This window comes from Streptomyces sp. NPDC107546 (genome assembly GCF_055639175.1).
In genome coordinates this window covers 94979-114174 of the sequence record NZ_JBVKBA010000004.1, presented here as the reverse complement: position 1 = coordinate 114174, position 19196 = coordinate 94979, and the positions used below count along the sequence as shown (strand labels likewise).

The following is a 19196-nucleotide window of genomic DNA, read 5'->3' as shown; positions in this document are numbered from 1 at the left end:
GTGCTACGCCTCCCGGCGCACCTCCACCACCCGGAAGCGGTTCGCCACGAACGCCCCGTCGCACAGGGTCGCGTTGGCCGCCGGGTTGCCGCCCGAGCCGTGGAAGTCGGAGAAGGCAGCCGTCTGGTTGACGTACACCCCGCCCGTCAGGTTGAGCGAGAGCTGGGCGGACTCCTCCAGACAGACCTCCTCGACGGCCTGCTCGACCTCCTCCGAGGTGGTGTACGCGCCCACGGTCATCGCGCCCTTGTCCCTGATCGTGCGCCGCAGCAGTTCCACCGCGTCCGTCACCGAGTCCACCGCGACGGCGAAGGCGACCGGGCCGAAGCACTCGCTCATGTAGGCGGCCTCGGCGTCCGGCTTGGCGCCGTCGAGCTTGACGATGACCGGGGTGCGGACGACCGCCTTCGGAAACTCCGGGTTGGAGATCTCCCGTGAGGCCAGGGCGACCTCGCCCAGCCCGGCCGCCGCCTCCAGGCGCGCCTTGACGTCCGGGTTCACGATCGCGCCGAGCAGCGCGTTCGCCCGCGCATCGTCGCCCAGCAGGCCGTCGACCGCCTTCGCCAGGTCGGCGACCACCTCGTCGTACGACTTCGGGCCGTCGTCGGTGGTGATGCCGTCCCGGGGGATCACCAGGTTCTGCGGGGTGGTGCACATCTGCCCGCTGTACAGCGACAAGGAGAACGCCAGGTTGGACAGCATCCCCTTGTAGTTGTCGGTCGACTCCACGATCACCGAGTTGACGCCGGCCTTCTCCGTGTAGACCTGGGCCTGGCGGGCGTTGGCCTCGAGCCAGTCGCCGAACGCCGTGGAGCCCGTGTAGTCGATGATCCGGATCTCCGGGCGGACGGCCAGCGTCCTGGCGATGCCTTCCTGGGGGCTCTCGGCGGCCAGCGCAACCAGGTTCGGGTCGAAGCCGGCCTCGGCGAGCACCTGGCGGGCCACCTGCACCGTGAGCGCGAGCGGCAGCACCGCGCGCGGGTGCGGCTTGACCAGCACCGCGTTGCCGGTGGCGAGGGACGCGAACAGGCCCGGGTAGCCGTTCCACGTCGGGAAGGTGTTGCAGCCGATGACCAGCGCGATTCCGCGCGGCACGGCCTTGAAGGTCTTGGTCAGCGCCAGCGGGTCGCGCTTGCCCTGGGGCTTGGCCCACTCCGCGGTGTCCGGTGTGCGGGCCTGCTCCACGTACGCGTACGCCACCGCCTCCAGGGCGCGGTCCTGTGCGTGCGGGCCGCCCGCCTGGAACGCCATCATGAAAGCCTGGCCGCTGGTGTGCATGACCGCGTGCGCGAACTCGTGCGTCCGGTCGCTGATGCGCTTGAGGATCTCCAGGCACACCATCGCGCGCATCTCCGCGCCCGCGTCGCGCCACGCCTTCTGACCCGCGCGCATGGCCGGCAGCAGTACGTCGATGTCAGGGTGCGGATAGGTGATGCCCAGCTCGATGCCGTACGGGGAGACCTCACCGCCCGTGAAGTCGTCCGTGCCGGGCTGGCCGAGGTCGAGGCGGGAGCCGAGGAGCGCCTCGAAGGCGGCCTTGCCCGCCGCCGCGTCCTGGCTGCCGTTCTCCCCGTAGGCCTTGGGGTGCTCGGGGTGCGGGGACCAGTACGCGCGTGTGCGGATCGCTTCCAGCGCCTGGTCGAGGGTGGGCCGGTGCTGGGTGATCAGCTGGTGCGCGGTGAGTTCGGCGGCCATGCGGGACCAACTCCTCGTCTTGAGAGCTCTCCCTTGAGCTCGTGACCTGGGCAGGAACAGCCGGACAGGGTTAGAGTAACCGAACGATCGGTCGGGACAAGAGTGTCCGCCGTATCTGTGGACGAGGGGGTCCGCCGCATCTGTGGACAACCCCGTGCGGGAGGATCGCGCACATGACAGCACTCGACCTCAGCAGTCCCGTGGCCGTCGTGGGCACCGGCACCATGGGCCAGGGCATAGCCCAGGTCGCGCTGGTCGCGGGCCACCCGGTGCGGTTGTACGACGCCGTCCCCGGCCGTGCCCGCGAGGCGGCCGCGGCGATCGGCGCGCGCCTCGACCGGCTCGTCGAGAAGGACCGGCTCACCGGCGCAGAGCGCGACGCGGCACGTGCCCGCCTGGTGGCCGCCGGGAGCCTGGCCGAGCTCGCGGACTGCGCGCTCGTGGTGGAGGCGGTCCTGGAACGCCTCGAGGTGAAACAGCAGCTGTTCCGGGAGCTGGAGGACATCGTCGGCGAGGACTGCCTGCTCGCCACCAACACCTCCTCCCTGTCCGTGACGGCGATCGGCGGTGCCCTGCGGGGCCCGGGCCGCTTCGTCGGACTGCACTTCTTCAACCCGGCGCCGCTGCTGCCGCTGGTCGAGGTCGTCTCCGGGTTCACCACCGACGTGACGTCTGCCACGCGCGCGTACGAGACGGCCCGCGCCTGGGGCAAGACGCCCGTCGCCTGCGCGGACACCCCCGGCTTCATCGTCAACCGCATCGCGCGGCCGTTCTACGCCGAGGCGTTCGCGGTGTACGAGGCGCAGGCCGCCGACCCGGCCACCATCGACGCGGTGCTGCGCGAGTCGGGCGGCTTCCGGATGGGCGCCTTCGAGCTGACCGACCTGATCGGGCAGGACGTCAACGAGTCCGTCACCCGCTCCGTGTGGGAGTCCTTCTTCCAGGACGTGCGCTTCACGCCCTCGCTCGCGCAGCGGCGGCTGGTCGAGTCGGGTCGGCTCGGCCGCAAGAGCGGACACGGCTGGTACGACTACACGGACGGCGCCGAGCGACCCGAGCCGCACACCGCGGAGAAGGCACAGGCCCCGTCGTACGTGGTCGCCGAGGGCGACCTCGGCCCCGCCTGTGAGCTGCTCGCGCTGATCCGCGAGGCGGGTATCGGGGTCCGTGAGGAGGACGAGGACCACGGCACCCGCCTGGTCCTGCCGAGCGGAGGCCGGCTCGTCCTCGCCGACGGGCAGACCTCCGTCGAGTTCCGCGACGTCGTCTACTTCGACCTGGCGCTCGACTACCGCAGGGCGACCCGCATCGCCCTGTCCGCCTCCCAGGACACCTCCGCGCAGACCCTCGCCGAGGCCACCGGGCTCTTCCAGGCGCTCGGCAAGGACGTCAGCGTCATCGGGGACGTGCCGGGCATGATCGTCGCCCGCACGGTGGCCCGCATCATCGACCTCGCGCACGACGCCGTCGCCAAGGGGGTGGCCACCGAGGAGGACATCGACACCGCGATGCGCCTCGGCGTCAACTACCCACTCGGCCCCTTCGAGTGGAGCCGCAGGCTCGGCCGCGGTTGGGCCTACGACGTCCTGGACGACCTGCACCTGCGCGACCCCTCCGGACGGTACGCCCCGTCCCTCGCGCTCTACCGCCACGCGTACGCCTCCGAGAAGCGGGAGGGCACCTCATGACCACCGCCAAGCGCGACACGTACACCCCGGAGAGCCTGCTCTCCGTCGCGGTGCAGGTCTTCAACGAGCGCGGCTACGACGGAACCTCCATGGAGCATCTGTCCAAGGCGGCGGGCATCTCCAAGTCGTCGATCTACCATCACGTCGCCGGCAAGGAAGAGCTGCTGCGCCGCGCCGTCAGCCGCGCTCTGGACGGTTTGTTCGGGATCCTCGACGAGGAGCACGCGTGCGAGGGGCGCCCGGTGGAGCGGCTGGAGTACGTCGTCAGGCGCATGGTCGAGGTGCTCACCGCCGAACTGCCGTATGTGACGCTGCTGCTGCGGGTGCGCGGCAACACGGGCACCGAGCGGTGGGCGCTGGAGCGGCGCCGCGAGTTCGACCACCAGGTCGCCGAGCTGCTGAAGGCGGCCGCCGCCGACGGGGACGTGCGCGGTGACGTGGAAGTGCGGCTCGCCACGCGGCTCGTCTTCGGGATGATCAACTCGATCGTGGAGTGGTACCGGCCCGACGGTCGGGGCATGGGCGAGCGGGAAGTGGCCGACGCGGTCGTGCGGTTGGTCTTCGGCGGGCTGCGCAAGGAGTCCTGAAGGTGCCCTGGGAGCTTGGCAGCCGACCTGATCCCTAAGAAATGCCCCCTAGCCCTCCGGCTCCACGTCCTCCTCCTCGAACACCAGCAGCGTGCGCGTGCTGAGCACTTCGGGGATCGCCTGGAGCCGGGTGAGGACCAGCTCGCGCAGCGCCCGGTTGTCCGGCGTGTGCACCAGCAGCAGGACGTCGAAATCGCCGCCCACCAGGGCGATGTGAGCGGCGCCGGGAAGCCTGCGCAGCTGTTCGTGGACGGTGCGCCAGGAGTTCTGGACGATTTTCAGGGTGATGTAGGCCGATGTGCCCTGACCGGCGCGCTCATGGTTCACGCGGGCCCCGAAGCCGCGGATCACCCCGTCCTCGATGAGCCGGTTGATCCGTGCGTAGGCGTTGGCGCGCGAGACGTGGACGCGCTCGGCGACCGCCCGTATGGAGGCACGGCCGTCCGCCTGGAGCAGTTGCAGGATGTCCCGGTCGATGGCGTCGAGGGGGCGCGGGGACGGCGGAACGGGACTGTGCTCCGCGGGCTCGGCCATTTGTTCAGATGCCATGTACCCCCGCCTCTCTACCATGGACGTACTGCGTCCATCTCAGGGTGTGGAGAACCGTTTGTCCACAGCCTGGAGGGGCCTGTAGCCAAAATGTGCTGTCGACCGAACAATCGGTAGGTGAGGCGCATCACTCCCGTGGCGCGCCCGAAGCCGCTCCCACGAGGAGGTGCCGTCATGACGGTCATGGAGCAGCGGGGTGCCTACCGGCCGACCCCGCCGCCCGCCTGGCAGCCCCGTACCGATCCCGCACCGTTGCTGCCCGACGCGCGGCCGTACCGCGTTCTCGGCACCGAGGTCGCCGCCAAGGCAGACCCGGAGCTGCTGCGCCGGCTGTACGCCGAGCTGGTGCGCGGACGTCGGTACAACGCGCAGGCGACGGCGCTGACCAAGCAGGGCCGCCTGGCCGTCTACCCCTCCAGCACCGGGCAGGAGGCCTGTCAGGTCGCCGCCGCGCTCGTCCTGGAGCAGCGCGACTGGCTCTTCCCCAGCTACCGCGACACGCTCGCCGCCGTCGCCCGCGGCGTCGACCCCGTTCAGGCACTGACCCTGCTGCGCGGCGACTGGCACACCGGCTACGACCCGTACGAGCACCGCGTGGCCCCCCTGTGCACCCCGCTCGCCACCCAGTTGCCGCACGCCGTCGGCCTCGCCCACGCCGCGCGCCTGAAGGGCGACGACGTGGTGGCGCTCGCCCTGGTCGGCGACGGCGGCACCAGCGAGGGCGATTTCCACGAGGCCATGAACTTCGCCGCGGTCTGGCAGGCACCGGTCGTCTTCCTCGTCCAGAACAACGGCTTCGCGATCTCCGTGCCGCTCGCCAAACAGACCGCGGCACCCTCCCTCGCCCACAAGGCCGTCGGCTACGGCATGCCGGGCCGCCTGGTCGACGGCAACGACGCCGCCGCGGTGCACGAGGTGCTCGCCGACGCCGTGGCGCACGCGCGCGCGGGCGGCGGTCCCACGCTCGTCGAGGCGGTGACGTACCGCCTCGACGCGCACACGAACGCCGACGACGCGACCCGCTACCGCGCCGACGCCGAGGTCGAGGCCTGGCGCGACCACGACCCGATCGTGCTGCTGGAGCGGGAGTTGACGGACCGCGGACTGCTCGACGAGGACGGGATGCGGGCCGCGCGCGAGGACGCCGAGGCCATGGCCGCCGACCTGCGCACGCGCATGAACCAGGACCCGGCACTCGACCCGAGGGACCTCTTCGCCCACGTGTACGCCGAGCCCACCGCCCAACTGAACGAGCAGCAGGCTCAGTTGCGGGCGGAGCTGGACGCGGAGGCAGCCGGACCGGAAGGAGCCCGGTGATGACGACCGTGGCCCTCAAGCCGGCCACCATGGCCCAGGCCCTCACGCGCGCGCTCCGCGACGCCATGGCGGCCGATGCTTCCGTGCACGTCATGGGCGAGGACGTCGGCACACTCGGCGGTGTCTTCCGCGTCACCGACGGGCTCGCCAAGGAGTTCGGCGACGACCGCTGCACGGACACCCCGCTCGCCGAGGCGGGCATCCTCGGCACGGCCGTCGGCATGGCGATGTACGGCCTCAGGCCGGTCGTCGAGATGCAGTTCGACGCGTTCGCGTACCCCGCGTTCGAGCAACTGGTCAGCCATGTCGCCCGTATGCGCAACCGCACCCGTGGCGCGATGCCGCTGCCGATTACCGTCCGTGTCCCCTACGGGGGAGGCATCGGCGGTGTGGAGCACCACAGCGACTCCTCCGAGGCGTACTACATGGCGACTCCGGGCCTCCACGTCGTCACTCCCGCGACCGTCGCCGACGCCTACGGCCTGCTGCGGGCCGCGATCGCCTCGGACGATCCGGTCGTCTTCCTGGAACCCAAGCGGCTGTACTGGTCCAAGGACGTCTGGAACCCGGAGGAGCCCGAGGCCGTCGAGCCGATAGGCCGCGCGGTGGTGCGGCGCCCGGGCCGGAGCGCCACGCTGATCACGTACGGTCCGTCGTTGCCGGTGTGCCTGGAGGCGGCCGAGGCGGCGCGCGCCGAGGGCTGGGACCTCGAAGTCGTGGACCTGCGGTCACTGGTGCCGTTCGACGACGAGACGGTGACCGCGTCCGTGCGCCGTACGGGCCGCGCCGTGGTGGTGCACGAGTCGAACGGGTTCGGCGGTCCCGGCGGGGAGATCGCCGCGCGCGTGACGGAGCGCTGCTTCCACTACCTGGAGGCGCCGGTGCTGCGGGTGGCCGGGTTCGACATCCCGTATCCGCCGCCGATGCTGGAGCGGCACCACCTGCCGGGGGTCGACCGGATCCTGGACGCCGTGGGTCGTCTGCAGTGGGAGGCGGAGAGCTGATGGCCCAGGTGCTGGAGTTCAGGCTGCCGGACCTCGGGGAGGGACTGACCGAGGCCGAGATCGTCCGCTGGCTGGTGCAGGTCGGGGACGTCGTCGCGGTCGACCAGCCGGTCGTCGAGGTGGAGACGGCCAAGGCGATGGTCGAGGTGCCCTGCCCCTACGGCGGTGTGGTCACGGCCCGCTATGGCGAGGAGGGCACGGAACTGCCGGTCGGAGCGCCGCTGTTGACGGTCGCCGTAGGCGCCCCGGCGGAGTCCGCGGCGGAGTCGTCCGGGAACGTGCTGGTCGGATACGGCACGTCGGCCGCTCCGGCGCGCCGCCGCAGGGTACGGCCACCGCGGCCCGGCGTACGGCCCACCGACGGCGAACCGTCCGGAGGCCATCGGACGGCCGAGCCCGCCGCCGAGCCCCCGGTGTCCGCCGCCCAGTCCCCCGTGTCCGACTCTTCACCGCACACCCGCCGCCCCACCGTCCCGGAGCGCCCCGACGGCCCCGCCCCGGTCATCTCCCCGCTGGTCCGCAGGCTGGCCCGCCAGTACGGCCTGGACCTGCGGCGGCTCACGGGGTCCGGACCCGACGGGCTGATCCTGCGGGCGGACGTGGAGGGCGCCCTGAGGGCCACGGCGGCCCGCGAGGAGGCACCGAAGACCACGGTGGCCGCTCCGGCGGCCGAGACGGCCGTCCCCGAGCGCCGCGAGGCCGTCGCCGGCACCCGTGTCCCCCTCAAGGGCGTGCGTGGTGCCGTGGCCGACAAGCTCTCCCGCAGCCGCCGCGAGATTCCCGACGCGACCTGCTGGGTGGACGCCGACGCGACCGAGCTGATGCGCGCGCGGGCGGCGATGAACGCGGCCGGCGGCCCGAAGATCTCCCTGCTCGCCCTACTGGCCCGCATCTGCACCGCCGCGCTCGCCCGGTTCCCGGAACTCAACGCCACCGTCGACACGGAGGCCCGGGAGATCGTCCGGCTCGACCAGGTGCACCTCGGGTTCGCCGCGCAGACCGAGCGGGGGCTCGTCGTCCCCGTCGTGCGCGACGCGCACGGGCGGGACGCCGAGTCGCTGACCGCGGAGTTCGCGCGGCTCACAGAGGCCGCGCGCGCCGGGACCCTCACCCCCGCGGACCTCACCGGCGGGACGTTCACGCTGAACAACTACGGGGTGTTCGGCGTCGACGGTTCGACACCGATCATCAACCATCCCGAGGCGGCCATGCTCGGCGTCGGCCGTATCGTCCCCAAGCCCTGGGTGCACGAAGGCGAACTCGCGGTGCGGCAGGTCGTGCAGCTCTCGCTCACCTTCGACCACCGGGTGTGCGACGGAGGGACGGCAGGCGGCTTCCTGCGGTACGTGGCGGACTGCGTGGAACAGCCCACGGTCCTGCTGCGCACCCTCTGAGCCGACGGCCGAACCCGGGCGCCCGCCCCGGGGGAACGGGCCCGGCCGCCTCGCCCCGGAGACGGGTCGGTCGGCGCCCTGTCAGCGATCCTTCGCGCACGGCCGAGGTCCCCGAGGGTGGCATTGATCCACGCGGCGCCCATACTCGGGGGCATGACCGTGTACCAGCCCCCGGGAGACCCCCGCCGCGACGGCTACGACGCCGTGGTGCTCGCGGGCGGTGCCGCCCGGCGGCTCGGCGGCGCCGACAAGCCCGGTGTGCGCGTCGGCGGACGGGCGCTGCTCGACCGGGTGCTGGCGGCGTGCGCCGACGCGGACACCACCGTGGTCGTCGCCGGCGCCCGGCCCACCGCGCGCCCCGTGCTCTGGGCCCGCGAGGAGCCGCCCGGCGCCGGACCGGTCGCCGCGCTCGAAGCGGGCCTCAGGCGGACCACGGCCGCGGATGCCGTCGTACTCTCCGCCGACCTGCCGTTCCTCACCGAGCGGACGGTACGACGGCTGCTGGACGCCCTCCGGGCGAGCGGCGCCGAAGGGGCGGTGCTGACCGACCCCGAGGGGCGTGACCAGCCCCTCGTCGCCGCCTACCGCACAGCGGCACTGCGCCGCGAGCTGGTACGCCTCACCACCGAGCACGCCGGTCTCACCGGCCTTCCGCTGCGGCGCCTGGCCGCCGGGCTGGACCTCACCCGTATCTCCGACCCCGTCGCGTCCTTCGACTGCGACACCTGGGACGACATCGCCACCGCCCGATCACGCATCAGGGAGCATGGGCACGTGTTGGATGAATGGATTTCCGCAGTCAAGGACGAACTGGGCATCGATCTCGACGTCGACACCGGCGTCCTCCTCGACCTGGCCCGCGACGCCGCGCACGGGGTGGCCCGCCCCGCGGCCCCGCTGACAACGTTCCTCGTCGGCTACGCCGCCGCGCAGGCCAAGGACGGCCCCGAGGCGGTCGCCGAAGCCGCCCGCAAGGCCGCCGCGCTGGCGCTGCGCTGGGCCGACGAGGACACCGCCGAGGACAGGCCGGGCGCCGGATGACCGGGCGGGGCATCGAGGGACGCCTGGACGCCGAGGAACGCGGCATGGAGGAGGCGTTGGCCGTGGCCAACGAGAGCGGTGAGCCGAACCGTCCGCAGGCCCGCCCCGCCCGTTCACCGCAGGACCAGTACGACCGGGACCTCGAAGAGGCCCTCGCCCTCGTCCGGGACCCGGACCCGCGTGCCCCCGAGCCCGGGCCGCCTGCTCCCGAGCCGGAGGTCCGTACGCCCGAGTCCGGCTCCCGCACACCGCGGCACCCCGGCGCGCAGGACCGCCCGGCGAGCACCGACGCCTCCGTCCCACCCCCCTCCCGGCACCACGCCACGCCGTGGCCCGTGGCCCGCGCCGTCGCCGAGCGCGCCGCCCGCTCCGCTCCGCGCCGCCCACCCCTCGACGTCCCCCTCGACGCGGCACTCGGCCTGGTGCTCGCCGCGCCCCTCACCGCCCTCACCGACCTCCCCTCCTTCGACACCTCCGCCATGGACGGCTGGGCGGTCGCCGGCCCCGGCCCCTGGGACGTGCGGGAGCACGGGGTCCTTGCCGGGCACGCCGAGCCGACCGCCCTCGGCGACGGCGAGGCCGTGCGAATCGCGACGGGCGCCCGCATCCCGCCGGACACCACCGCCGTCCTGCGCACCGAGCACGGCCGCACCGACGACAAGGGACGGCTGCACGCCACCCGAGAACTCTCGCAGGGCCAGGACATCCGGCCGCGCGGCCAGGAGTGCCGCACCGGCGAGCATCTGCTCCCCCCGGGCACCCACGTGACCCCCGCAGTCCTCGGACTCGCAGCCGCCGCCGGGTACGACACCCTGCCCGCGTTGCCCCGGCCGCGCGCCGAAGTCCTGGTGCTGGGCGACGAGTTGCTCACCGAGGGCCTGCCCAGGGACGGGCTGATCCGGGACGCTCTCGGGCCGATGCTGCCGCCGTGGCTGCGCGCACTCGGCGCCGATGTGACGGCCGTCCGCAGGCTCGGCGACAACGCCGATGCCCTGTACGAGGCCGTGACGTCCTCGGCGGCCGACCTGATCGTCACCACGGGCGGCACCGCCGCGGGCCCCGTCGACCACGTCCACCCCACCCTGCGACGCGTCGGCGCCGAACTTCTCGTCGACGGCGTGCAGGTCCGCCCGGGCCACCCCATGCTCCTCGCGCGGATCCAGGACGGCCGGCACCTCGTCGGTCTGCCCGGAAACCCCCTCGCGGCCGTCTCCGGCCTGCTCACGCTCGCCGAGCCGCTGCTGCGCACCCTCGCTGGCCGTACGGCGCCGGAGCCGTACACGCTGCCGCTGAAGCACTCCGTCCACGGTCACCCGTACGACACCCGGCTCATCCCCGTCGTCGTACGCGCCGACCGGGCCGTACCGCTGCACTATCACGGCCCCGCCATGCTGCGCGGAATCGCCGCCGCGGACGCTCTCGCGGTGGTGCCGCCCGGGGGAGCGGATCCCGGCCAGGAGGTGGAACTGATCGACCTGCCCTGGGCGTTGGCGGGGTGAGGTCTCTCTGGGCGAGCTCGCTCGCACTGTTCCGGAACGGGGAGTGTTTCACGTGAAACATCCGGGTCGGGATGCCGAAGGGCGCCCGCGCGGGGGGTCGGCGGGGCTCTTCCGTCAGGAGTAGCGTCCCCCTCATGTACGCGATCACGATTCCTGAACCCGGTGGGCCCGAGGCGCTGGTGTGGGCCGAGGTCCCCGATCCCGTACCCGCCGAGGGCGAAGTGCTGGTCGACGTGGTGGCCGGCGCCGTCAACCGTGCCGATCTCCTCCAGCGGCAGGGCTTCTACAACCCGCCGCCCGGGGCGTCCCCGTACCCCGGACTCGAGTGCTCCGGGCGGATCGCCGCGCTCGGCCCCGGCGTCTCCGGGTGGGCCGTCGGAGACGAGGTGTGCGCGCTGCTCGCGGGCGGCGGATACGCCGAGAAGGTGGCCGTACCGGCCGGTCAGCTGCTGCCCGTGCCCGAGGGGCTCGATCTGCGGAACGCCGCCGCGCTGCCCGAGGTGACCTGCACGGTCTGGTCGAACGTGTTCATGGTGGCCCATCTGCGCCCGGGCGAGACGCTGCTCGTGCACGGCGGCTCCAGCGGCATCGGGACGATGGCGATCCAGCTGGCCAAGGCGGTGGGCGCGAGAGTCGCGGTCACGGCAGGCACCAAGGCGAAGCTGGACTACTGCGCAGAGCTGGGCGCGGACGTGCTGATCAACTACCGCGAACAGGACTTCGTGGAGGAGATCCGGCAGGCCACGGCCGGGGCGGGTGCTGACGTCATCCTCGACAACATGGGCGCGAAGTACCTGGACCGCAACGTCCAGGCGCTCGCGGTGAACGGGCGTCTCGCGATCATCGGTCTCCAGGGCGGGGTGAAGGGCGAGCTGAACATCAACACGCTGCTGCGCAAGCAGGCGGCGATCACCGCGACCTCTCTGCGGGCGCGGCCGCTCGGGGAGAAGACGGCGATCGTGGCGGCGGTGCGGGAACACGTGTGGCCGCTGATCACCTCCGGGGACGTACGTCCGATCGTCGACCGTGAGGTCCCGATGAGCGACGCGGCCGAAGCCCACCGGGTGCTCGAGGAGAGCGGGCACATCGGGAAGGTGTTGCTGGTGGCGCCGTAGGCATGGTCGTCCGGGGGGTGGTGGTGGCGCGGTGGGCACCGGTCGTGTGGCGTGGCGGTGGCCTCGGGGGTCATTCGCGACGCAGGCGCAGGGCGAGGAGGGCGAGCGCCAGGCCGAGGCCCATGAGGACCAGGCCGCTGCCGAGGGGAAGGATCTGGGACACGGGCTGCGCGGCGGAGGTCTCCCGGGCGGAGCCGGCGGCGCCGTGCGAGGGGCTGGGTGAGGCCTCCACGGGGTCGGCTGCGTCGTGGGACGGCTCGATGCCGGTGGCCGGGTCTGCGGTGTCGCGGTCCGCCGGGTCCGGTGTGCGCTCCGGCGGCGACGGCGGGTCCTGGTCCGAGTAGGTCGGTTCGTCGTCCTCGTCCGGTGGTTCCGGGTCCGGCCGCCCGGGCCGCACCCTTCCCTCGCCGGCCCAGTTGCCGGCCCGGGAGGAGTCGGGCGAGGGATCGGTGGAGGGCGGATCGTCGACGGGGCGGCCGGGGGCGGGCGACCGCGCCGGGTCCTGGCGCTGGTGGGGATGGTGGGGTTTGTCGTGGCGCTGCGGCGAGGCGTGTCTCTCCGGCCTGGCGTGGTCCTGTGGCTTTTCGTGGCCGCCCGGCTGGTCCTGGCCCCGCGGCTGGTCGTGGTCATGGGACCGGTCGTGGCTCTGGGGCTTCTCGGGTCCGGGCGGGGCTGTGCCGGTGGCTGGCGCGGAGGCGGCGGGCGCGGGCGTGGACCCGTGCGTCGGTATCGCGGATGCCGTGTGCCGGGGAGCCGTAGTGTCGTCGGCCGCCGTCCCGGACACCGGGGCCTTCGCGGCGGAGGCGTCGGTCGGCGGGGCGGACGTGACGGTGACGACGGTGGCTGTGCGCCTGGGGGGGCCGGTGCGAGCCGGTGGAGCCGAGAGGGAGTGCCCAGCAGCGGATGCGCGGGGCGGCGGAGCCGAGACGGTGTGCGCGGTCTCCGTGAGCGGGGCTATGGATTCGTGGGCCGGATACGCGATTCGGGTGACGTACGTGCCGTGGAAGGGGCCCTTGGCCCCGGCCTGACGCACGGCCCCCGCGGTGTGTGAGGCGGCCCGTATGCCGTACACGGGCCGGAGCCCCTCCGCGGACGCGAGGGCGCAGGCGGATATGCCGTACAGCCCGCAGACGGCCGTGGTGGTGAGCACCGGTGGCAGGACGGCCAGGCGGAGCGTGCGGAACCTGGACGGCAGACGAGGCCATGGAGTCACGCGAGTGACCCCCTCCCGTACTCGGGTGGCAAGATCAACGGCACCAGAGTCACACGGACTGCGACGCTTGGCATCTCGGCCGTACGCCGTACGCCGTCCATCGCGCGCCCACTGCACTGACGCAGGGCACCGGGCGGAACTGTCGGTTGTGGGGTGGATCACTCCCCGTACCGGGCACTTGGCTGATGAGGTGTATCGGTGCGAGAGAATGGCGGCATGGAGATGCCGAGGAACGAACGGTCGTCGGAGAACGCCCAGAAGATCTTGGTCGTGGGCCAGGACGGGATGGCTCTCGGCGGCACCGGAGACGACGACTCCCGCGAGGTCCCGGTGACCGAACAGGTGGAGCAGCCCGCGAAGGTCATGCGCATCGGCAGCATGATCAAGCAGCTGCTGGAGGAGGTGCGCGCCGCTCCTCTGGACGAGGCGAGCCGGCAGCGCCTGAAGGAGATCCACTCCAGCTCGGTGAAGGAGCTGGAGGACGGTCTCGCCCCCGAACTCGTCGAGGAACTCGAGCGGCTCTCCCTGCCCTTCACGGACGAGGCGATCCCGAGCGACGCGGAACTGCGCATCGCGCAGGCCCAGTTGGTGGGCTGGTTGGAAGGGCTTTTCCACGGGATCCAGACCACCCTGTTCGCTCAGCAGATGGCGGCACGCGCCCAGCTGGAACAGATGCGCCGCGCCCTTCCCCCGGGTGTGGGTTCCCCTGACGGCGAGGAGGACCGCCGCGCGGGCGGCCGGGCGGGCGGCCCGTACCTGTGACGCGGACCGTGCGAGGGGCCCGGCACCGTGAGGATGCCGGGCCCCTGCCGTCGCATCAGGGGCGGCTCACGCCGGGTTGCCCGTCGAAACCGTGAGTTCGATCACGGGCATCTTCTTCGGGTTGGCGTCCGTACCGGCCGTCGGGGACTGGCTCATGACCGTGTCCTGGCCGTAGGTGTTCTCGTCCTCGTGCGTGATCTTGTACTTCCAGCCCGCCGCCTGGAAGCACGCCTTGACCGACGTGAGGTTCTTGAAGGAGAAGTCGGGCACCCGGATCTTCTTCGGGTCGACGTACGACGTCTCCGGCTCCGTGCACCTCGTCGTCTCGATCGTCTTCGTCGTGTCCGGGCCCCTGTGGCCCGCGGCCACGGTCGGGGGCGTGCTCGCGCTGCCGTCGCCCCCGTTGGCCTCGTCCCCGCTGCTGCCGTTGCTGTGCAGCAACAGTGAGGTCAGCAGGCCTACTATCACGACCAGAGCGACCACGACCGAGCCGATGACCACGGCCTGGTTGCCCTTCTGACCGCCCGTGGCGGGCGGCTGCGGGGTGTGGTGGTACGGCGGCGGGGTCGCCGCAGACTGCTTTGGCGCGTACCCGGCGTTCTGCGGGGGCGTCTGGTAGCCGCCCTGCTGCGGGTAGCCGTAGGTGGGCGACGGAACCGGGCCGCCGTACGGGCCGGGCTGGTAGGGCGTCTGCACGGGCCCCACGGGGGCCGGCGCCGACTGGCCGACCGGCGGGAAGACCGCGGAGCTGACGCCGGCCCCGCTCGAGGTCTGCGCGCCCGGCACGATGCTCGGCGCGGCGGCCGTGAGCGACGCGGCCACCCGGAGGCACTCCTCCCGCATCGCCTCGGCGCTCGGGAAGCGTTCGTTCGGGTTCTTCTTCAGCGCGCGGGCGACCAGTGCGTCCACCCCGGGCGGCAGTGAACGGTTGATCGAGGACGGAGCCACCGGCTCCTCCTGCACATGCGCGTACGCGATCGCGAGCGGTGAATCCGCCACGAACGGCAGCCGCCCGGTGACCAGTTGGAACAGCATGATCCCGACCGAGTACAGGTCGGAGCGCGCGTCCACGCCCCGGCCGAGGGCCTGCTCCGGCGACAGGTACTGCGGGGTGCCGACCACCATGCCCGTCTGGGTCATCGAGGTGACGCCGGACTGCATGGCACGGGCGATGCCGAAGTCCATGACCTTGACGACGTTGCGCTTCGTCATCATCACGTTGCCCGGCTTGATGTCCCGGTGGACCAGCCCCATCTCATGGCTGATATCCAGGGCCGCCAGCACATCCGCGGTGATCTTCAGCGCCTTGTCGGCCGGCATCGCGCCGTACTGCCGGATGTCCGCGTCGAGGACCGAGCCGAGCGGCTTGCCCTCGATGTACTCCATGACGATGTACGGGGTCGTCGTCCCCGCCAGCTCGTCCTCGCCGGTGTCGAAGACCGAGACGATGTTCGTGTGCGTGAGTTTCGCCACGGCCTGCGCCTCGCGGCGGAAACGCTCCCGGAAGGCCTGCTCGCGTCCCAGTTCGGTGTGGAGTGTCTTGATCGCGACCTGGCGGTCGAGGACCGAGTCGTACGCCAGGTGCACCGAGGCCATGCCGCCCTCGCCGAGCAAGTCGCGCAGCTGGTAGCGGCCGCCGGCGAACGCGCGCCCCCCGTACCGGCCGTGTGCGCCGTCCTGGCTCATGTTCTGCGTCCCCCATCGGCGCGGCGGCAGCGGCTGCTGGTGCTCCCGCGACCGTGATCGATATCCGTGTTGTCGACGATCGACAGCTACTGTTCCGTGATCGATTGGTCCATTCCCGGCCAAGTGTGCCCCAGGGCAAGGACACGTCAAGCTCGGTGCCCGTTCCGTGACCGTACGCGAAAGAAGCGTCGCGGAAGCGTTACAGGGGTCGTCCGGTCGGCACACGGAATTTGCACGTGGGACAGGGTTCAGGGTTGGATGGCCGGTCCATCTCGAATCCATCTCGGACCGGCGCCTTGCGCGGAGCCTGTAGCGTGGCCCGTCGGAGACCGTAACAACCACCGCGCAGACCGCGGGCAGAAACGACGGCGAGGACCGATGGCACAGACGCAGCGCGCCCAGGGCCCGTCCGACCCCGAGGCGACTGGCGGCGGGATGTCGGACGCGCCGGAGAACTGGGGCAACGGCGGACTTGTCGGGGACGGCCGGTACCGGCTGACCCGCAGGCTCGGCCGGGGCGGCATGGCCGAGGTGTTCGCGGCCGAGGACGTGCGCCTCGGCCGGACGGTCGCGGTCAAGCTGCTCCGTTCCGACCTCGCCGAGGACCCGGTCTCCAAGGCGCGTTTCACCCGCGAGGCCCAGTCGGTGGCCGGGCTCAACCACCACGCGATCGTCGCCGTGTACGACTCCGGCGAGGACGTCGTGGGTGGTCAGTCGGTGCCGTACATCGTGATGGAGCTGGTCGAGGGCCGTACGATCCGCGACCTGCTGCTCAACGCCGAGGCGCCCGGCCCCGAGCAGGCCCTGATCATCGTCTCGGGCGTCCTGGAGGCGCTCGCCTACTCGCACCAGCACGGCATCGTGCACCGCGACATCAAGCCGGCCAACGTCATCATCACCAACAACGGCGCCGTGAAGGTGATGGACTTCGGCATCGCGCGCGCCCTGCACGGGGCGTCCACGACGATGACGCAGACCGGCATGGTGATGGGCACCCCGCAGTACCTGTCCCCGGAGCAGGCGCTCGGCAAGGCCGTGGACCACCGCTCCGACCTGTACGCGACGGGCTGCCTGCTGTACGAACTGCTGTCGCTGCGGCCCCCCTTCGTGGGCGAGACGCCGCTGTCCGTGGTCTACCAGCATGTGCAGGACATCCCGGTGCCGCCCTCCCGGATCTCGGAGGGGGCGTCGCCGCCGGAGCTGGACGGACTCGTGATGCGCTCCCTCGCCAAGGAGCCGGACGACCGGTTCCAGACCGCCGAGGAGATGCGCGGGCTGGTTCAGTACGCGCTGCAGATGCTCTACGACCAGGGCGGCCACACCGGCACCTGGAACACCGGCCCGGTGGACATGCACGACGGCCGGCACACCCCGGCCGCGGGCCTCGCCGGCACGGCGGTGCTGCCGCATCCGGGTGAGTCGGGCACCACGCAGATTCCGCAGCCGATCCTGCCCACGGGATACGGCTCCGGGGACGACGGCGGTTTCGAGGGACACGGCAACAAGGGCAGCGGGCGCGGCAAGCTGTGGGTCCTCGCGGTGCTCGCGGTCATCGCGATCGCGGCGGGCGTCGCGCTGGCGCTGCAGAACAAGGGGGACGGTGGCGGGACCGGACCGACGACGTCGCCGACCGTCACGAAGTCGCACGAGGAGACGCAGTCCAGCCAGACGCCGACGAACGAGGACACCGCGACCTCCCCGGGCGACGACTCGGAGACGAGCGGTGGTTCGGACTGGACGCCCTCGTACCGCCCGTCGCAGAGCTACAGCCAGCAGCCGCCGGCCGAGCCCTCGGCGACGCCGTCCCAGACGAGCGAGCAGCCGACCCCGTCGAACTCGCAGGGGCAGCCCTCCGACACGCCCCCTTCGGGTGGAGCCGGCGGTTCGACGCCTCCCGCGGGCTCGTCGGGCGGGGGCGGTGACACCTCGGGCGTGCCCCAGGTGCCCTGACGTCCCGCGGTGACCCCGCTGAAACGCTCACCACGCGCGCGTGGCCCGGAGACGGGCGCCACGCGCGCGTGGCCTTTTTTCGGCCGTGCCCCCCGTCGTGCCCCCAGTCCGTGTCCCGCACGGTCGCATCCGTGGGGGCGGACCCACCCACGACACCCGTGTCACTCCAGATGACGTCTTCCCGTGCTCCGGGCGGGCGGGATAACGTGCCGTTGTTCCGGCCCCCTGCAAGGCTGTGACCAGCACCTGTTCCCGACTGACTCGATTTACTTGGATTTCCAAGCAAAATCCCAGGTCAGGAGGGGTTTCACAGAAATGTGGCGCGCTGGGTAACGTGCCCTTTGCAGGGTGCTCGCCGGGGCACCTTCCACGTCTGTTCGTCACGAGCCGCACCCACCCCGTGCGTCCGTGCGCTGCAGGCGGAGCCGCTCCCACCGGCCCGAACGGGCCGAGGGGAACCCAGGCACCCGGCGAACCCGGGGGCCGGACCGACGGAGGAGCACACGTGACCGTGGAGAGCACTGCCGCGCGCAAGCCGCGACGCAGCGCCGGAAGCAAGGCCGGCACCACCGGCACCAAGCGCACCACCAGCAACACGCCCAAGAAGGGCAGCGACCCCGACCTCGTCCAGTTGCTGACGCCCGAGGGCACGCGGGTCGCGAACCCCGAGTACGACCGGTACGTCGAGGACCTCACGCCCGAGCAGCTGCGCGGGCTGTACCGGGACATGGTGCTGACCCGCCGCTTCGACGCCGAGGCCACCTCCCTGCAGCGCCAGGGCGAGCTGGGCCTGTGGGCCTCGCTGCTCGGCCAGGAGGCCGCCCAGATCGGCTCCGGTCGGGCCTTGCGCGACGACGACTACGTCTTCCCCACCTACCGCGAGCACGGCGTCGCCTGGTGCCGCGACGTGGACCCCACCAACCTGCTCGGCATGTTCCGCGGTGTGAACAACGGCGGCTGGGATCCGAACAGCAACAACTTCCACCTCTACACGATCGTCATCGGCTCGCAGACGCTGCACGCCACCGGCTACGCCATGGGAGTGGCCAAGGACGGCGCCGACTCGGCCGTGATCGCGTACTTCGGTGACGGTGCCTCCAGCCAGGGCGACGTGGCGGAGTCGTTCACGTTCGCGGCGGTCTACAACGCCCCGGTGGTGTTCTTCTGCCAGAACAACCAGTGGGCGATCTCCGAGCCCACCGAGAAGCAGACCCGGGTGCCGCTGTACCAGCGTGCGCAGGGTTTCGGCTTCCCCGGCGTGCGGGTCGACGGCAACGACGTGCTGGCCTGTCTCGCGGTGACCAAGTGGGCGCTGGAGCGGGCGCGCAACGGCGAGGGCCCGACCCTGGTGGAGGCGTTCACCTACCGCATGGGCGCCCACACCACGTCCGACGACCCGACCCGCTACCGCGTCGACGACGAGCGGGCCGCCTGGGAGGCGAAGGACCCGATCGCCCGCCTGCGCGCCCACCTCGAGGCGTCGAACCACGCGGACGAGGGATTCTTCGCGGAACTCGAGGCGGAGAGCGAGACGTTGGGAAGGCGGGTGCGTGAAGCGGTCCGCGCCATGCCGGACCCGGACCACTTCGCCATCTTCGAGCACGCGTATGCGGACGGGCATGCGCTCGTCGACGAGGAGCGGGCCCAGTTCGCCGCCTACCAGGCGTCGTTCGCGGACGTGGAAGGGGGACGGTGA

15 protein-coding genes are annotated in these 19196 nt (G+C 72.1%); 11 read left to right on the top strand and 4 right to left on the bottom strand.

Features of this window, described 5'->3' with window-relative positions:
* Window positions 1-3: 3 nt before the first annotated feature.
* A complete protein-coding gene (paaN, locus tag ACZ7L1_RS07455) occupies window positions 4-1695 on the bottom strand; it encodes a phenylacetic acid degradation protein PaaN (protein WP_471435044.1) in 1692 nt (563 codons plus the stop codon).
* A 173-nt stretch (window positions 1696-1868) separates the two neighbouring features.
* Between paaN and ACZ7L1_RS07450 the strand changes: the two genes are divergently transcribed.
* Entirely contained in the window at window positions 1869-3383 is a 1515-nt protein-coding gene (locus tag ACZ7L1_RS07450; protein ID WP_471435043.1) for a 3-hydroxyacyl-CoA dehydrogenase, read from the top strand.
* Window positions 3380-3970, top strand: coding sequence for a TetR/AcrR family transcriptional regulator (locus ACZ7L1_RS07445; protein WP_471435041.1), 591 nt, complete (start codon window positions 3380-3382; stop codon window positions 3968-3970). The genes ACZ7L1_RS07450 and ACZ7L1_RS07445 overlap by 4 nt, the downstream gene beginning before the upstream one ends.
* A gap of 48 nt (window positions 3971-4018) precedes the next feature.
* Here ACZ7L1_RS07445 and ACZ7L1_RS07440 read toward each other — a convergent pair whose 3' ends face one another.
* Window positions 4019-4504: an Lrp/AsnC family transcriptional regulator gene (locus ACZ7L1_RS07440; RefSeq protein WP_103837358.1), complete on the bottom strand. Its 486-nt coding sequence runs from the start codon at window positions 4502-4504 to the stop codon at window positions 4019-4021.
* A 189-nt stretch (window positions 4505-4693) separates the two neighbouring features.
* Between ACZ7L1_RS07440 and pdhA (ACZ7L1_RS07435) the strand changes: the two genes are divergently transcribed.
* The 6 genes from pdhA (ACZ7L1_RS07435) to ACZ7L1_RS07410 all read left to right on the top strand — a co-directional run bounded on the left by pdhA (ACZ7L1_RS07435) (window position 4694) and on the right by ACZ7L1_RS07410 (window position 11889).
* Window positions 4694-5836: a pyruvate dehydrogenase (acetyl-transferring) E1 component subunit alpha gene (pdhA, locus tag ACZ7L1_RS07435; RefSeq protein WP_471435040.1), complete on the top strand. Its 1143-nt coding sequence runs from the start codon at window positions 4694-4696 to the stop codon at window positions 5834-5836.
* Window positions 5836-6840 carry an alpha-ketoacid dehydrogenase subunit beta gene (locus tag ACZ7L1_RS07430; RefSeq protein WP_471435038.1) on the top strand — a complete coding sequence of 335 codons (1005 nt, stop codon included), beginning with the start codon at window positions 5836-5838 and terminating at the stop codon, window positions 6838-6840. Before pdhA (ACZ7L1_RS07435) ends, ACZ7L1_RS07430 begins: the two co-directional genes overlap by 1 nt.
* Window positions 6840-8234, top strand: coding sequence for a dihydrolipoamide acetyltransferase family protein (locus tag ACZ7L1_RS07425; RefSeq protein WP_471435036.1), 1395 nt, complete (start codon window positions 6840-6842; stop codon window positions 8232-8234). The genes ACZ7L1_RS07430 and ACZ7L1_RS07425 overlap by 1 nt, the downstream gene beginning before the upstream one ends.
* 153 nt (window positions 8235-8387) lie before the next feature.
* Entirely contained in the window at window positions 8388-9275 is an 888-nt protein-coding gene (locus ACZ7L1_RS07420; protein WP_471435034.1) for an NTP transferase domain-containing protein, read from the top strand.
* Window positions 9272-10774, top strand: a complete 1503-nt coding sequence (locus ACZ7L1_RS07415) for a molybdopterin molybdotransferase MoeA (protein WP_471435032.1) — start codon at window positions 9272-9274, stop codon at window positions 10772-10774. The genes ACZ7L1_RS07420 and ACZ7L1_RS07415 overlap by 4 nt, the downstream gene beginning before the upstream one ends.
* A 134-nt stretch (window positions 10775-10908) precedes the next feature.
* Window positions 10909-11889 carry an NAD(P)H-quinone oxidoreductase gene (locus tag ACZ7L1_RS07410; RefSeq protein ID WP_471435030.1) on the top strand — a complete coding sequence of 327 codons (981 nt, stop codon included), beginning with the start codon at window positions 10909-10911 and terminating at the stop codon, window positions 11887-11889.
* 70 nt (window positions 11890-11959) lie between these two features.
* Here the strand turns inward: ACZ7L1_RS07410 and ACZ7L1_RS07405 are convergent, their stop codons facing one another.
* Window positions 11960-13102 (bottom strand): hypothetical protein, encoded by a 1143-nt coding sequence (locus ACZ7L1_RS07405; RefSeq protein ID WP_471435028.1) that lies wholly within the window; start codon window positions 13100-13102, stop codon window positions 11960-11962.
* A 216-nt stretch (window positions 13103-13318) separates the two neighbouring features.
* Between ACZ7L1_RS07405 and ACZ7L1_RS07400 the strand changes: the two genes are divergently transcribed.
* Window positions 13319-13864: a bacterial proteasome activator family protein gene (locus ACZ7L1_RS07400; RefSeq protein ID WP_471435026.1), complete on the top strand. Its 546-nt coding sequence runs from the start codon at window positions 13319-13321 to the stop codon at window positions 13862-13864.
* A gap of 66 nt (window positions 13865-13930) precedes the next feature.
* Here ACZ7L1_RS07400 and ACZ7L1_RS07395 read toward each other — a convergent pair whose 3' ends face one another.
* Window positions 13931-15550 carry a protein kinase domain-containing protein gene (locus ACZ7L1_RS07395; RefSeq protein WP_471435024.1) on the bottom strand — a complete coding sequence of 540 codons (1620 nt, stop codon included), beginning with the start codon at window positions 15548-15550 and terminating at the stop codon, window positions 13931-13933.
* Between the two features lie 378 nt (window positions 15551-15928).
* Between ACZ7L1_RS07395 and ACZ7L1_RS07390 the strand changes: the two genes are divergently transcribed.
* Window positions 15929-17500 carry a protein kinase domain-containing protein gene (locus ACZ7L1_RS07390; RefSeq protein ID WP_471435022.1) on the top strand — a complete coding sequence of 524 codons (1572 nt, stop codon included), beginning with the start codon at window positions 15929-15931 and terminating at the stop codon, window positions 17498-17500.
* Window positions 17501-18005: 505 nt separating this feature from the next.
* Window positions 18006-19196, top strand: coding sequence for a pyruvate dehydrogenase (acetyl-transferring) E1 component subunit alpha (gene pdhA / locus ACZ7L1_RS07385; protein WP_471435021.1), 1191 nt, complete (start codon window positions 18006-18008; stop codon window positions 19194-19196).

Bases quoted from the DNA above. Each gene is read 5' to 3' on its own strand.
- paaN (WP_471435044.1), bottom strand. From the start codon at position 1,695: ATGGCCGCCGAACTCACCGCGCACCAGCTGATCACCCAGCACCGGCCC.
- ACZ7L1_RS07450 (WP_471435043.1), top strand. From the start codon at position 1,869: ATGACAGCACTCGACCTCAGCAGTCCCGTGGCCGTCGTGGGCACCGGC.
- ACZ7L1_RS07445 (WP_471435041.1), top strand. From the start codon at position 3,380: ATGACCACCGCCAAGCGCGACACGTACACCCCGGAGAGCCTGCTCTCC.
- ACZ7L1_RS07440 (WP_103837358.1), bottom strand. From the start codon at position 4,504: ATGGCCGAGCCCGCGGAGCACAGTCCCGTTCCGCCGTCCCCGCGCCCC.
- pdhA (WP_471435040.1), top strand. From the start codon at position 4,694: ATGACGGTCATGGAGCAGCGGGGTGCCTACCGGCCGACCCCGCCGCCC.
- ACZ7L1_RS07430 (WP_471435038.1), top strand. From the start codon at position 5,836: ATGACGACCGTGGCCCTCAAGCCGGCCACCATGGCCCAGGCCCTCACG.
- ACZ7L1_RS07425 (WP_471435036.1), top strand. From the start codon at position 6,840: ATGGCCCAGGTGCTGGAGTTCAGGCTGCCGGACCTCGGGGAGGGACTG.
- ACZ7L1_RS07420 (WP_471435034.1), top strand. From the start codon at position 8,388: ATGACCGTGTACCAGCCCCCGGGAGACCCCCGCCGCGACGGCTACGAC.
- ACZ7L1_RS07415 (WP_471435032.1), top strand. From the start codon at position 9,272: ATGACCGGGCGGGGCATCGAGGGACGCCTGGACGCCGAGGAACGCGGC.
- ACZ7L1_RS07410 (WP_471435030.1), top strand. From the start codon at position 10,909: ATGTACGCGATCACGATTCCTGAACCCGGTGGGCCCGAGGCGCTGGTG.
- ACZ7L1_RS07400 (WP_471435026.1), top strand. From the start codon at position 13,319: ATGGAGATGCCGAGGAACGAACGGTCGTCGGAGAACGCCCAGAAGATC.
- ACZ7L1_RS07395 (WP_471435024.1), bottom strand. From the start codon at position 15,550: ATGAGCCAGGACGGCGCACACGGCCGGTACGGGGGGCGCGCGTTCGCC.
- ACZ7L1_RS07390 (WP_471435022.1), top strand. From the start codon at position 15,929: ATGGCACAGACGCAGCGCGCCCAGGGCCCGTCCGACCCCGAGGCGACT.